The 13186-nt window shown below is 69.4% G+C and carries 8 protein-coding genes; 3 read left to right on the top strand and 5 right to left on the bottom strand.

What is annotated here, in order from left to right:
- Positions 1–111 precede the first annotated feature (111 nt).
- Positions 112–285: a hypothetical protein gene (locus tag WMF22_RS47575; RefSeq protein WP_438034062.1), complete on the bottom strand. Its 174-nt coding sequence runs from the start codon at positions 283–285 to the stop codon at positions 112–114.
- A gap of 250 nt (positions 286–535) precedes the next feature.
- Here WMF22_RS47575 and WMF22_RS47580 point away from each other — a divergent pair, with 250 nt between their 5' ends.
- Positions 536–2248 carry an ATP-binding protein gene (locus WMF22_RS47580; RefSeq protein WP_438034063.1) on the top strand — a complete coding sequence of 571 codons (1713 nt, stop codon included), beginning with the start codon at positions 536–538 and terminating at the stop codon, positions 2246–2248.
- Positions 2249–2335: 87 nt separating this feature from the next.
- On the opposite strand, the gene WMF22_RS47585 is transcribed toward WMF22_RS47580, so the two are convergent.
- Both WMF22_RS47585 and WMF22_RS47590 read right to left on the bottom strand, forming a co-directional pair.
- Complete coding sequence (locus WMF22_RS47585; protein ID WP_438034064.1) at positions 2336–2926, bottom strand: Uma2 family endonuclease; 591 nt, start codon at positions 2924–2926, stop codon at positions 2336–2338.
- 176 nt (positions 2927–3102) lie between these two features.
- Positions 3103–4203, bottom strand: a complete 1101-nt coding sequence (locus WMF22_RS47590) for an LLM class flavin-dependent oxidoreductase (protein ID WP_438034065.1) — start codon at positions 4201–4203, stop codon at positions 3103–3105.
- A gap of 122 nt (positions 4204–4325) precedes the next feature.
- On the opposite strand from WMF22_RS47590, the gene WMF22_RS47595 reads away from it, so the two are divergent.
- The gene (locus WMF22_RS47595; protein WP_438034066.1) at positions 4326–5777 is read left to right on the top strand and encodes a peptidoglycan-binding domain-containing protein; all 1452 of its coding nucleotides are present in this window, start codon (positions 4326–4328) and stop codon (positions 5775–5777) included.
- Positions 5778–5812: 35 nt separating this feature from the next.
- On the opposite strand, the gene WMF22_RS47600 is transcribed toward WMF22_RS47595, so the two are convergent.
- Positions 5813–7834 (bottom strand): hypothetical protein, encoded by a 2022-nt coding sequence (locus WMF22_RS47600; RefSeq protein ID WP_438034067.1) that lies wholly within the window; start codon positions 7832–7834, stop codon positions 5813–5815.
- A 632-nt stretch (positions 7835–8466) separates the two neighbouring features.
- Here WMF22_RS47600 and WMF22_RS47605 point away from each other — a divergent pair.
- Positions 8467–9996: a sigma-54-dependent Fis family transcriptional regulator gene (locus WMF22_RS47605; RefSeq protein ID WP_437296448.1), complete on the top strand. Its 1530-nt coding sequence runs from the start codon at positions 8467–8469 to the stop codon at positions 9994–9996.
- A gap of 115 nt (positions 9997–10111) precedes the next feature.
- On the opposite strand, the gene WMF22_RS47610 is transcribed toward WMF22_RS47605, so the two are convergent.
- Positions 10112–12979 (bottom strand): kelch repeat-containing protein, encoded by a 2868-nt coding sequence (locus WMF22_RS47610; RefSeq protein ID WP_438034068.1) that lies wholly within the window; start codon positions 12977–12979, stop codon positions 10112–10114.
- Positions 12980–13186: the final 207 nt, after the last annotated feature.

The following is a 13186-nucleotide window of genomic DNA, read 5'->3' on the forward strand; positions in this document are numbered from 1 at the left end:
GGTGTCAGCGCCTAGTCTATCTCTGTGGTGTTCGGCGGCGCGTGTTCCTCCGCTCAGGGAGAGAACATTTCCTGAAGGACGGCCAGGACGCGCGTGAAGGTCGCTTCATGCCTACCACTGCCATTCGGCCTCGTCGAAGCGTGTCGGCGTGGGAGCGTCGAGCATCGGGTCGCCGTCCTCGGCGTGCAAGCGCTGTGCGGCTTCCGCCCAGCCGCTTCGAGGCGACTTTCGTGCGGCAATGATGATGGTATTGCCACGCACCTGGAGCTCGACCTCCTCGGTCAAGCCTGCTTGCTCGATGAGGGGCTTCGGGAGCCGGACTCCCCTGGGCGGGCTGGCCCATGGGCGAAGCCTGCCCAGGGGCGGGCGGCAAGGCAAGGCGGTGAGAGCAGGGGAGGTCGCCGCGCCGCTCGGGGGGTGACCGGGGCAGGGCTATGACCGCGATCACCAGGGCGAGCCCGAGTGCGCGCGGGTTCGCTGACCGGGAGATCTGGGAACGCGTCCAAGCGCTCGGGTGGCGTGATCCGGCGCCTCGGTGACGCGCACTGGCACGAGCCCCGTCGAGCCTCTTAAGGATCATCTCGACAAGAATGTGAGGGGGTCGATGCGGACGATCAAGCATATCATCGCGACGCGCGCATCAGAGATCGTCGATGCGTGGGCCAGCGAAGCGAACAGCGCAGCGGCGGCGCGGGGGCTGGCGAGCCCCGAGCTGACGAACATGATGCCCAAGTACGTGCGGACGCTCGCGCGCGGATGGGACGGGGAGGAAGTGCGCCGCGAGCGAGACGAGCTCATCGAGAGCCATCTGTCCTCACGCTTGCGTGCTGGCTTCAGCCTCGAGGAAGCGCTTGAAGAGTTCGCCATCCTCGGGCGCGCGATCGTGCGCACCTGGGCCACCGCAGCCGCCGAAGAGCAGCCGAGCCTGGAGGAGATCGATCGCCTCTTCGCCGAGATCCACGCCCGTTCCGTGTTCATAGCGCGAGCGTTCCGGCAACACCTCCTGGAGGACGAGCAAGCCGAGAAGCGCTACCTGCGGCTGCTCCATGACCCGTTCTTGCAGCCTTTCGGCGGAGAGGCGCCCCTGTCGTCAGGGCGTTTGAGGAAGGTCCTCGAGGTCGTCATGGCGTCGATGGACGCCGATACGGCTGCGCTGCTGTTGCACGACATCAGGACCGGGAAGCTGGAGATGGTCGCCTCGGTGGGCCTGGCCGATGAGCCGTTCGTCGAGTACGTGCGAGCCGTCGACGCATCGTCCTTCGCGGGCGCCGTCGCCTTGCAGGACTATGCGATGTCGATGCGCGACGTGGAGACCACGTTGCTCGACGTGCCGGATAGACTCCGGCACAGCGGCATCCATTCGCTGCTCGGCATCCGTCTCCCGCCGCAGCGTTCTCTCATGGGTGTCCTGTACATCGGCCTCCGTGAAAAGCGGACGTTCACCGCCCGTGAGACGCGGCGCATCGCGGCGGTCGGCGAGCGGCTCGCGCTCCACCTCGACAACGCCAGGCTCTACACGGAGCTGCTCGATCAGCTCGGTGCCCTGCGCGCCGCGCGCGAGCTACGAAACCAGTTCGTCTCGGTCCTGGCGCACGATCTCCGCGGTCCGCTGTCGGCCGCGAGGCTGGCTGCGACGCTGCTCGCCGTGCAGCCGGACGCGGGCGGGCCCGTCGTCGCGAAGCGGGTCGAGGTCGTCGTCCGCAACCTGGATCGGGCGGACCGCATGGTGACCGATCTGCTCGACGCCGATCGGATTCACGCCGGCCGGCGTCTCTCGGTCACGCTGGAGGAGTGCAACCTGAGCGAGATCGGCCGCGAGCTCGTCGACGATCTCGCGGCCGATCACCCTGACCGCATCGTGCTGCATGCAGACGAGGGCGTGCGAGGGATCTGGGGTGCCTCGGAGCTGCGACGCGCGCTCTGGAACCTGATCTCGAACGCGCTGAAGTACGGCGCGAAGGACGCGCCGATCGCCGTCGCCATCACGAAGCTGCGGGACGGCGTCGAGATGAGCGTGCACAACGAGGGCGCGCCGATCCCGCCGGAGGCGCAAGAGACGCTGTTCGATCCGTTCATGCGCGCCGCGGGCGAGCACCGCGCGCACGGATGGGGACTCGGTCTGATGCTGGTACGCGCGTGCGCCGAAGCCCACGGCGGGAGCGTCCATGTGGACAGCGCTCCCGGTCGCGGCACGACGTTCACGGTGCGGCTGCCAGCGGACGCGCGGCCGGCCCAGGGCTGGACGTGAGGCGTTCTGCTTGGCTTTATCGGCCGCCTTGAACAGGCAACCAGCTACGCCGGCTCTCGGAGGTGGCGCTCACGGCGCCGCGGCCTGCTACTCCGCCCAGAGCACGGACAGGTCGAGCTCGATGGCCTCGAACGGCGCGACGCGAACGCGCGCGGCGTCGCGGTAGACGGCCGCGGCTCCCCAGCGACGATCCGCGTCGAGCACGTGGGCCTCGAGGGTCCGCGCGATCGGGTCGACCAGCCACGCATACCGCACGCCCTCGCGCGCGTAGATAGGCATCTTCTCGTCACGGTCGACGTTCTCCGTGGATGCGCTCAGCACCTCGCAGATCCAGTCTGGAGCGAGCGCGAAATAGGCCGTCTTGGGCAGCTCGGGCATGCGCTCGGCGCGCCAGCCGGCGAGGTCGGGCACGAGCACGTCGACCTCCCCCGGCGCGTCCGGGCCGGGGAAGTGGAGCTCGGGTTCGACAAGGATGCGCCAGCCCCCTGGGCCACCCCGCCCCCGCTGAAAGGGACCGAAGAGCTCCCCCTGCAGCGCGCTCTCGGCGCTCGCGTGTCGCGGCGCTGGCCGGGGGAACACGTGCAGCGTACCGCCGACGAGCTCCGCGACCTTGTTCGGCGGGACGGCGCCGAGGTCGGCGTACGTGGCGCGGCGCTGCTTCTCGGCGGGCTGGCCCATGGGCGAAGCCTGCCCGGAGGCGAGCGGCGAGGCAAGGCGGTGAGCAACGGCGCCAGGCAGGGCGCGCGCGACCGGCCGGCCGCCCGATGTGATGCGCGCGCCCTGACGGCGCGCGCTCGATACCGGCCTGCTCGTCTCCATCGGGGCCGAGCAGGCCAGGGACCATGACCGCGGAATCAGCCAGGCCGCCGGCGGACACCCATGTCGACGAGGCGTGGCATCACTTCATCCTTGAAGTACGAGAACTCGCTGGCAAAGTCGATGAATCCCAGGGTGAGGCCCCGGACGCCCGTGTCACGGATGCGCCGGATCTCCTCGGCCACATGGCCCGGATCGCCGGCGATCGAGTAGTGTCCGTGCGCCGCGGCGAATCGCTGCCGGAACATGCCGTAGAATTCCGGGGAGAAGGACTGACAGCCCATCCCGAGCGCCTCCATGAGGTGGTCGGTCGCGGGCCAGTCGGCCATCTCGTTGGAGAAATACTCCTGGTACTCCTCGGCCTCTTTCCGTGTGGGACGACAGACGATGCAGGCCGTCGTGTACACGTCGATGGAGCGACCCGCGCGGCGCGCCGCCTCCTTGACCTTCGCGACCTCCTCCCGGCACGCCTCGGGAGAGACGAGGATATTGAACAGCAGATCGCAGTGCTCGATGGCGAAGGCCCGGCCGGCGCTGGACACCCCCGCGTTCATCAGGGTGATCTTGCCCCGCGGCTTCGGCTCGCCGACGAGCCCGGGCAGGTCGAAGAATCGGCCCCGATGGTCGCCGGGGCCGTCCGGTGTCCACAGCGCGCGCATCACGTCGAGCCATTCCTTCGTGTACTCGTAGCGCTCATCATGCTCGCGCAGGGCGATGCCGAACATCTCGAACTCTTCCCTGTCCCAGCCGCTGACGATGTTCAGTCCGACGCGCCCGGGGCCGATGTGGTCCATCGTGGCCAGGTGCTTCGCCATGACGATGGGGTGCACGAAGGGCGTGTGCACGGTCGTGAAGACCTTGATCCGCTTCGTGATCGCGAGGATGCCAGCCGCCCAGACGATGGGATCGAGCGTGACGCCCTGAGGGTTGGATTCGCCGCCGTAGCCTTTCCAGCGCGCGAAGGGGATGTGGAACTCCATGCCCGCCGCCTCGGCTGCGAGCGCCAGGTCGCGGTTGTTCTCCCAGGTGGGATACCATCGCTCGGGGACCTTCGACATCGAGTGGCCCGTACCGTTGGGGCCGAACATCCCGAGCTCCAGATGTCCGCCGTCCCCCGCTGCTCCTGCGATCGATTTCATAGCTGCTCCTCCGACCCCATCGTCTCACGCGCACCGCAGGGCCGCCTGACGCGCGCACCGATGGGCGCGGCGTGGTATCCTGGGACGGACCCAGCGCGTCTGGTGATCGCAGGAGGGGATCCATGGGGGACAGCGGGAACACAGGGCTCGGCGCCCCCGAGCTCGCGTCGAACGAGGCGTTGAGAGCGGTCGCGGCGGGCGCGGCGACGCTCGCGCAGGGGGCGCAGGGCGACGGCGTGCGCGCCCTGCAAGAGGCGCTCGGCGCGATGGGCGAGGCGATGAAGGCCGACGGCTCGTTCGGGCCGAAGACGCACGCCGCCATCGCCGCGCTGCAAGCCGCGGAGGGCCTGCCGCGGACGGGCATCGTGGACGCCGCGACGATCGCCGCCCTCGACAGGCGCCTCGGGGCCCGGCGTACGCCGTCGCTCGACGAGGCCATGGCCAGGGCCGCGGGGCTCAGCCCGGAGGAGGTGGCGGCGCTCGGCCGCAAGCCGTCCGCAGTCCAGGCGTCCGCCGCGGCCTCGCGCCACGATCAGGGCTATTTCACGGACGCGAAGGGGCTCCCGCGGGTCGTGCCCGGGGCCGAGCTGGACCTGGACACGCCGCCGCCCGCCGTGGACTCCGTCGGCGACAGGCCCGCGACCGTTGCCGCGGGCGCGCTCGCCGCCGATCGGAGCGCGCGCCTCGACGAGGTCCGGCGCGCGCTCGGGGGCGACGCGCGCGCGCTGGCCGCGCTCGACAGGCTGCTCGCCGCGGGCCGGCTGCACGCGGGGGCGCTCCTGCCGAACCTCGCGACCATGGCGGGCGTCCGGCGCGACGGCAGGCTCGTGCTCGAGGGCGGCATCGATCCGCACCTCGTGCTCGCGCAGGCGATCCGGCACGTGGACAACCCGCTGCGCGTCAAGCAGGGGGCGCGCCACGGCACCTGCGGCGCGGGGACGATGGAGTACGTCCTGCTGCGCGCCGATCCGGCCGAGTTCACGCGGCTCCTCGACGGGATCACGCGGGAGACGGGCGAGGTGACGCTCCGCTCCGGCCGCGTGCTCAGGATGCCGCGCAACGCGATCTCGCGCGACGCCTCGGGCCGCATCGACATCGACCGGCTGTTCCAGTCGGCGCTCATGAACCATGCGACCCTGATGAGCTGGATCTTCGATTACGACAACCCCGAGGACAACGACACGTTCTGGGCTGCTCTGGGGGGCGACTCGCGCGTCCCGCTCGGCAATTTCACGAGCCTGTTCCAGGACATCATGGGCGGCAGCTACACGAGCGTGTCGGCGCTGCTGCGCAGCGGGGCGTCCGTCGCTGACGATGTCGCCGGGGCCCTGGGGCGCGGGGAGAAGGTGCCGATTCTTCTGAAGTGGGAAGGTGGTTATCACTGGGTCGCGGGCGAGAAGATCGAGCGTGGGGCGGACGGCACGCCTGCTTCGGTGATCCTGCGCAACCCTGCGGGTTCGGACAGCTGCCAGGGGATCCCGCCCCGCGCGCCGCTGCCGGAGGGCTGCGGGCGGTTTCGAATGAAGTACGCCGATCTCGCCGCGCATATCCACGGCGCGAGCATCAGGGGGTGAACCTCGCGGGGAGGGGAGCGCCGCGGGCCACGGCGTCAGGGCATGTACTTGATACCGATGTTCATCTCGAGGAACCGCGACAGGAACGAGGCCGTCGACAGGTTCTCGAGCTCGCGCGGCTGGTCCCACCAGTACGCGTACGTCGTATGCTCGCCGCCCGGCTCCGCGATGGCGACCGTCGTGCGCCACGACGCGCCCGCTGCCAGCGCGAGCTTGCGCGTCAGGAACGGCGCCCCGAACAGGAGATCCAGCCTCGGGTTGAGGAAGTTTGCCCAGGGGCGGCTCGAATGCCGGTAATTGACCTCGGCCTTGCGCAAGGCAAACTCCTGGAACGGCGCGACCGCATCCACGAACGCCAGGTCCGCGCCGATGTAGACGCGGTTCGTGTACCAGAAGTGCCCCCTGAGTGAGAGCGCCTCGACGCTGGGCGTATACCGGAAGCCGTTTCCGTCACTCTCGTTGATGTACGCGCTGTTCCAGGACAGGCGCAAGGCGAAGTCCGGCACCAGAACATTGCTCCGGTACCACCGCGTACGGAAAATCGGCCGGTTCATCCCGCCGATTTGGCCTGTCGACCGGACGATATCAAGGATGCTCTGCCGGAGCGCGACGCGCACCTCGACGCTCACCGCGCCGTCATCGACCGCGTCGATGGAGTAACTCGCAAAGCGGAGGGCGAAGGTGCAATAGATCTTGCGATCGCCTTTACACAACTCGGATTCTTCGGAGTTGAGCGGCTTGAGGATCCGACCGAGCATCTCCCAGTAGTCCTTGACGTCCGCGAGGCGAGCGAGCTCGTCGAGCAGCGCCGACGGTTCGAACATGCAATCGGGATCCTTTTGGCCCTGGGCTCGCAGCTTGCAAAGCGGCCCTGCAGCGCCAGCCATCCGCCGGAGGTTGCCCATCGCGGAGGTGCCACTGGTCCGCAGGCTCCACAGAATTTTCACGCGCTGCAAGGAAGCAGCGACCTCGCGCACCTGCTCCAGTTTGCCCAGCAAACCGACGTAGACGTTCGGATCCGAGGTAGAGCTCGCGATCTGCGTGTTGAGGCGCTTGAGGCTCTCCTGGTCGCTGGCAGGCAGGAGAGGCGGCAATGTCCCAGGCGGCGGGGCCAGCGGCGCGGGTGCCGCAGCCGTGGCCCCGGCGAGAAGGTTCAGGTTGCCATCGGCCATCAGAGCGCGGACATGCGCCTCGATGGTCTCCACCACCTCTGCGACGAGCTGCCGGTCCCCGAGCAGCGCCTTCGTGGCGCTGTCTTGCAAGAGCGGCTCCTTGACCGACAGACGGTAAATCGCGTCCGAGATCGCCAGAGCCACGACCGTAGGGACCCGGTCGAGCGCCGACCGCTCCCTTCCATCGAGCGAATCTCGCGTGATTCGACCCAGGGTGCAAGCCATCTCATATTCAATGGCTTCCGGCGCAGGCAACGGTTGCTGAGACGCAGCCAGCGGCTGCCCGCTGAGAAACGGAAGAGCGTCACAGATGTCGAGCGCCGTCCATTGCGCCTCTCCGCGCTTGATGTCCGCTGGATCCGGCGCTGTCTTGCGTTCGCCAAGCTGATTCGCAGGAGATCCATTCTCCGTGTTCGCTTCCGCGTCTTCCTCGTCCTTCTCCGCGATGCTCTGGCACTGCGCGTCCATGCCTTCCTTCTTCAAGTTCTGGTCAGGACGCGTCAGTATGCTGAAGACTTCCTTCAGATCGACCTTTTTCTTCTGTCCACTTCCGGCATCCGCGTTCTTCTGCAGGATCTCATTGGAATGTAGGTACAGTACGACCACCGCGTTCGCCAGGAGACCATTGATCTCGCTGCGGAGCGTGTTGCGTATCGACCCAAACTGGCCTCGATACGCCTGGCCGAAGGTCCTCGGGAAATACTTCAGGAGCCCATGGTACTTTGCATAGCAGGCCATCTTGGGGACGGCTGTCTTTCGTATCTCCTCCTCGATGAGATCTTCCACGAGCGATCGGGTGTCTTCGTAGACTGCCTCGGTGAAGTCGGCGCTCGAAGTCCTTGGGACGGCCATGACGGAGAGCGTCATGAAGAGGCCGAGAAACACTCCGTGGAGCTTCGCGGGCGGTCGGGTGGTTCGATCTGGCATTGCAATGGTCTCCTGACGAGGGATCGGACGCCAGTCCATTCTCGCTGTCAAGGCGGCCCGAGCCGCGAGAGCCCGAGCTGTCACTCGGGTCCGCGGCCGTCGAACGGACGCAGTCCCTCTCGATGCTGAGGTAAACTGTCGACCCAACGCCACGCTTTTAGGAGCGAGGCGGATCGCGCGAGCGACCCTCTGTCCCCTGAGTCGGGCGTGGTGATCCGCTCTTGACACGGCTGACTTGCTCCGCATTGGCGGCGCCAGAAATCAAGAGATGTTCGCTGTCGAAACGCGCCTGTCTCCGAAGCGTAGGCCACCTCGAAATGGCGCTTCGGGGTGCCGCCGGGGTCCGCGGCGCCGGTGCCGGCTCTCTCGATGGCTCGCAACCCGAGCGTGGCGAGCTCACACGCTCTTCATCCCGGCTCGGCAGGGTAGCCGAAGCGCGGGGGCCCACGCCCCGAAGCTCCTTGGCGCGCGGACGCAGGCGCGGTGGTGCACCGGATGGCGGCGGAGAGCCGCGAGCGGTGCGGGTGTGCACGCGAGGAAGGTGACGATGGCCCGCAGGGCTCCCCCGTCGTACCCTGGCCCCTGCGCCCATGGATCTCTACCCCTCGCTCCTTCAGATCGTGAGGATCCTCCTCTCCGAGGACGACGACGCGAAGGCCCCCGAGCTCGTGCTCCGCCGCGTCCTCGAGGCGACGGGCGCCGACCGCGGCTTCATCGTCGTCCGGGAGGACGGCTCCTACGAGCAGAAGTTCGCGGTCCACTTCGACAAGGCGAAGATCTCCGACAAGGAGCGCAAGTTCAGCCGCGGCCTCGTTCGGCAGGCCATCGAGACGCGGCAGATCGTCCACCTCTCCAGGGACGCCGACGAGCCGCGCGCCTCGCTCCTCAAGAGCCTCGAGGAGTCGGGCGCGTCCGCTGCGCTCGTGGCGCCCCTCGCCCACGGCGCCGACGTCTATGGCGCGGTCTACGTGGAGTACAGGTCCCGGGCCGCCAGCGACGAGGCGCTCCGCTTCGTCGCGGAGTTCGCCGAGCTCGCAGGGCTCTTCCTCAAGCGGGCCAGCGAGCGCGAGGCGCTGCGCCGACGGAGCCAGCGCCTCGAGCGCGATCTCTTCGCCCGCTACGACTTCGAGGGCATCGTCACGCAGGACGCCAGGATGCTCGCGCTCCTCAAGACGGTCGCGCAGGTGGCCGACTCGGACGCGACAGTGCTCGTGCGCGGGGAGACGGGCACCGGCAAGGAGCTCATCGCCCGCGCGCTCCACGTGAACAGCCCGCGGCGCAGCAAGGCCTGCGTCACGCTGCACACCTCGGCGCTGCCGGGCACCATCCTCGAGTCGGAGCTCTTCGGGCACGTCAAAGGCGCGTTCACCGGGGCCGACCGGGACCGCGTCGGGCGGGTCGCGTCGGCGCAGGGAGGCACGCTTTTCCTCGACGAGGTCGCGGAGATCGCGCCCGACGTGCAGGCGAAGCTCCTGCGCTTCCTGCAGTTCGGAGAGATCCAGCGCGTGGGCTCCGACCGGACCGACAAGGTCGATGTCCGCGTGATCGCGGCGACCCACCAGGATCTGCCGGCGCTCGTCGAGGCAGGGAAGTTCCGGCGCGATCTGTACTTCCGGCTCAAGGTGATCGAGATCGAGATCCCGCCGCTGCGCGAGCGCGCGAGCGATGTCCCGCTCCTCGTCGAGCATTTCCTCCGCACCTGCTGGAAGCGCCCCGGCGAGCGGCCCCGCTTCACGGAGCGCGCCGCGCGGGCGCTCCGCGAGCATGTTTATCCGGGCAACGTGCGCGAGCTCGCCCACGTTGTGGAGCGCGCGTGCATCCTGGCGGCGGGGCCGGAGCTCGACGTGGATCTGCTGCCGTCCGACGTGGCTCAGCCAGCAGGCCCCGGGCCCCTGGCGCCGCGCTTCTCGCGGCTCTCCGCCGACGAGCTCGATGCGGCGCGCGAGGCGGGCGTCGCCGAGCTGGAGCGCGCGTTCCTCGTGGCGCTGATGGATCGGCACGGGGGGAACGTGTCGCAGGCGGCGCGGGAATCCGGGTTCAACCGGACCTACCTGCAGAAGCTCCTGGCGAAGCACCGGGTCGCCGGCGCAGGCGGCCGGCGCCCTGCCTTCGATGGGTGACGGACGCCGCCGGCTTTTGAACCGCCAAGGTGCCAAGGACGCCAAGGGGAGAGGGGGGAGGTGGCCGTCCGGGCATCCCCCTATTCTCCACAGCTTTCGAGAGCCTTCTCGCGTTTCAGTGCCTGCGGCGGCGCGTGAAGAGGGCGCCCAGGGCCACGAGGGCCGCGAAGCCGCTCCCGCTATTTCCCGCGGATCCGCGTGCGGCGCGGCAGCCGTCGCCCGGCTCTTCGCCGTCGTCGGAGCCGCCGGTGCCGCTCACGCCACCCATACCGCCCTGACCGCCGGAGCCGGCCATTCCACCGGCGCCACCTGCGCTTTCGCCCGCGCCTGGGCTTCCGCCGGAGCCGCCGGAGCCGCCCATTCCGCCGGACCCGCCGGCGCCTGGGCTTCCGCCGGAGCCGCCCATTCCGCCGGAGCCGCCGGCGCCTGGGCTTCCGCCGGAGCCACCGGAGCCGCCCATTCCGCCGGACCCGCCCGCGCCCGCGCTTCCGCCGCTGCCCTCCGGGGTGACGCCGCCCTCGTAAATCTCCGTGCTTCCATGCGCCTCGGGGTCGCCGTCCCCGGACGAGCAACCTCCCAGTAACCCCCCGAAGACGAGGACGCGATTGCCATCGAGCAGCACGGACGACGGAGAGCCGCGTAGCCTGCTCAGGTTCGGCACCATCGACCAGCCATTCGTCACGGGGTCGTACACCGCGGCGCTCCGGAGGTCGCACTGGCTGCCGCCCGTCCATTCCGTGCCGCCCGCGATGAGCACCATTCCGTTTCCGAGCAGCGTGGCCGTATGACGTCGGCGCGCGACGTCCAGGGGCCCGGTCACCGTCCAGTCATTCGTCGCCGGGTCGTAGACCTGCGCGTGCGGGACGTGCGGCGCGCCCATGACCAGCACCCGACCATCACCGAGCAGCGTCGCCGTGAAATCGGCGGGCGGCATGAGCAACGCTTGCGTCGGCGTCCAGGTGTTCGTGGCCGGGTCATACCGATCGGCGCCGTTGCCGCTCACCACGAGCACGCCGCCGTCGAGCAGCCTCGTCGCCTTGTGCCCGGAATGCGCGAAGGTCAGCGTCCCCGCCGGAGAGAACGTCCCCGTGGCCGGGTCGTAGAGCTCCGCCGTCGCCGGATTGCCAGCGCCGCCGCTCACCAGCACCTTCCCGTTGTGCAAGAGGACCGCCGAGTGCCCCGAGCGCGAGACGCCGAGCGAGCCCGTCGCGTCCCAGGATTTCGTCGTCGGATCGTAGAGCTCGGCGACCGCCGTCCCGCCGCCCACGACGAGGATACGATCGTCGGGGAGCCGCAAGAGAGCGACGCTCGGATCGTGGTGCGCGACCATGGCGCCGGTGAGCGTCCACGTAGTGCTCGCCGGATCGTAGGCCTCGGCCGTCGACGGAGAATCACCGCCCACGACGAGGATCTCGCCGGTCGAGACCCGGATCGACGCGGGCTTGCGGCGCGCCCGCGAGAGCGACGCGACGCCGCCCCAGGCGTTCGTCGCCGGATCGTAGAGGTCCGCGGACAGGGTGTCGTTCCAGTCGTTGTCGTACCCGCCGGCCACGAGCACGCGGCCATCGGCGAGCTCGGCCCACGTGCCGTCTTGCCGCGGCACGGGCATGTTCCCGGCCGGCGTCCACGGGGACTGGCAGCCGACCGGCAACGCCCCGACGCAAGCGCCCGCCTGGCAGACGCCGTTCGCCGTGCAGCCGTCGGCGCTGCCGCAAACGGCTCCGCTCAGCGGCGTGCAGGTGCCATTCGCCGACGCGCCCGCGCTCACCGCGCACGCGTCACACGAGCCCGCGTCACACGCGGCATCGCAGCAGACACCGTCGACGCAGAAGCCGCTCGCGCATTCGCCCGCGAAGAGGCAGGAGTCGCCCTGGGCCGCGAGGGTGAGCCGCTCGACGGTCGCGCTCCCGCCGCCGGCCACGAGCACCCGCCCGCCTGCGAGCGCCGTGGCGGTGTGGCGGCTCCGGTCCATGTTCAGGTACTTGCCGAGCGACCACCTCCCGCTCGCCGGATCGTAGACCTCCGTGAGCGCGCCGCCGCCGGCGACCAGCACCCGGCCATCGGCGAGCGGCGTGGCCGTGTGGTTGTGGTGGGTGACGTTCATCGGCGTCGCCGTCGTCCATGTATCGCTCGCCGGATCGTAGAGCGCCGCGCTGCGGTTCGTGGAGGAGAACCCCTCACCACCGTAATCGGTGTAGCCGCCGGCGATGAGCACCTTGCCATTCGCGAGGAGCGTCGCGGTGTGCCCTTCCCGATTCTGGATCGAGCCCGCGGCGGTCCACGTGCCCGTCATCGGATCGTAGATCTCCGCGCTGCCGATGGGGTCACCGGATGCGTCCACCCCGGCCACCACGAGGACCTTGCCGTTCGGCAGGAGCGTGGCCGTGTGGGAGGAGCGCACCTGCGCCAGCGGGCCCGCGTCGGTCCACGTATTCATGACGGGATCGTAGATCTCGCTCGAGCCCATCACCCACTCTTCGAACTCGCCGGCGGCCACGAGGATCCGGCCATCGGGCAGGAGCGTCGCGGTGTGGCGTTCGCGCGGCGTGACGAGCGGCGCGGCGAGCGTCCATGCATCCGCGGCGGGGTCGTAGATCTCCACGACCTCGGTCACGCCGCCGGCCACGACGACCCTGCCGTCCGGAAGGAGCGTCGCTGTGTGGCCGGTGTGCCGCGTGCTCATCGGCGCGACGAGCACCCATGTATTCGTGGCGGGGTCGTACACCTCGGCCGTCTCGCTCGCTCCGCCGGCCACGAGGACCTTCCCGTCGAGCAAACGTGTCGCCGTGTGCCTGCTCCGGGCGACGTTCATCGGCGGCGCCATGTCCCAGCGCGGCGCCGTGAGCGCGGCGACAGCCGCCCCGATGCCTTGCTCCTCCACGCGGCTTCGCGGGGTATCGGCGTCATCGCATCCGAGCGCCGCAGCGAGCGGCGCGACGAGGAGGACGGGGGCGAAGCGGCGCAAGAACGAGGCTGAACGCATGCTCGACGATAGCAATATCGATGTTCTGGCTGTCAAGAAAAATGGGCTCCTCCGTGGAAGCTGTGAGTGCATGGTTCGAACAAGGGTATAACGACTTGCGACCACGCGATGGATACCCTGCCTCACCCTCACCTCGCCAAGGTCGATGACGATCGCGAGCTCGAGACTCGAGACTCGAGAGCCGCGGGTAGGTGAGGGCCTGCGCGG

The organism is Sorangium sp. So ce204 (assembly GCF_051526795.1).
GTDB lineage: Bacteria > Myxococcota_A > Polyangia > Polyangiales > Polyangiaceae > Sorangium > Sorangium cellulosum_B.

Bases quoted from the DNA above. Each gene is read 5' to 3' on its own strand.
- WMF22_RS47595 (WP_438034066.1), top strand. From the start codon at position 4,326: ATGGGGGACAGCGGGAACACAGGGCTCGGCGCCCCCGAGCTCGCGTCG.
- WMF22_RS47590 (WP_438034065.1), bottom strand. From the start codon at position 4,203: ATGAAATCGATCGCAGGAGCAGCGGGGGACGGCGGACATCTGGAGCTC.
- WMF22_RS47585 (WP_438034064.1), bottom strand. From the start codon at position 2,926: ATGGGCCAGCCCGCCGAGAAGCAGCGCCGCGCCACGTACGCCGACCTC.
- WMF22_RS47605 (WP_437296448.1), top strand. From the start codon at position 8,467: ATGGATCTCTACCCCTCGCTCCTTCAGATCGTGAGGATCCTCCTCTCC.
- WMF22_RS47610 (WP_438034068.1), bottom strand. From the start codon at position 12,979: ATGCGTTCAGCCTCGTTCTTGCGCCGCTTCGCCCCCGTCCTCCTCGTC.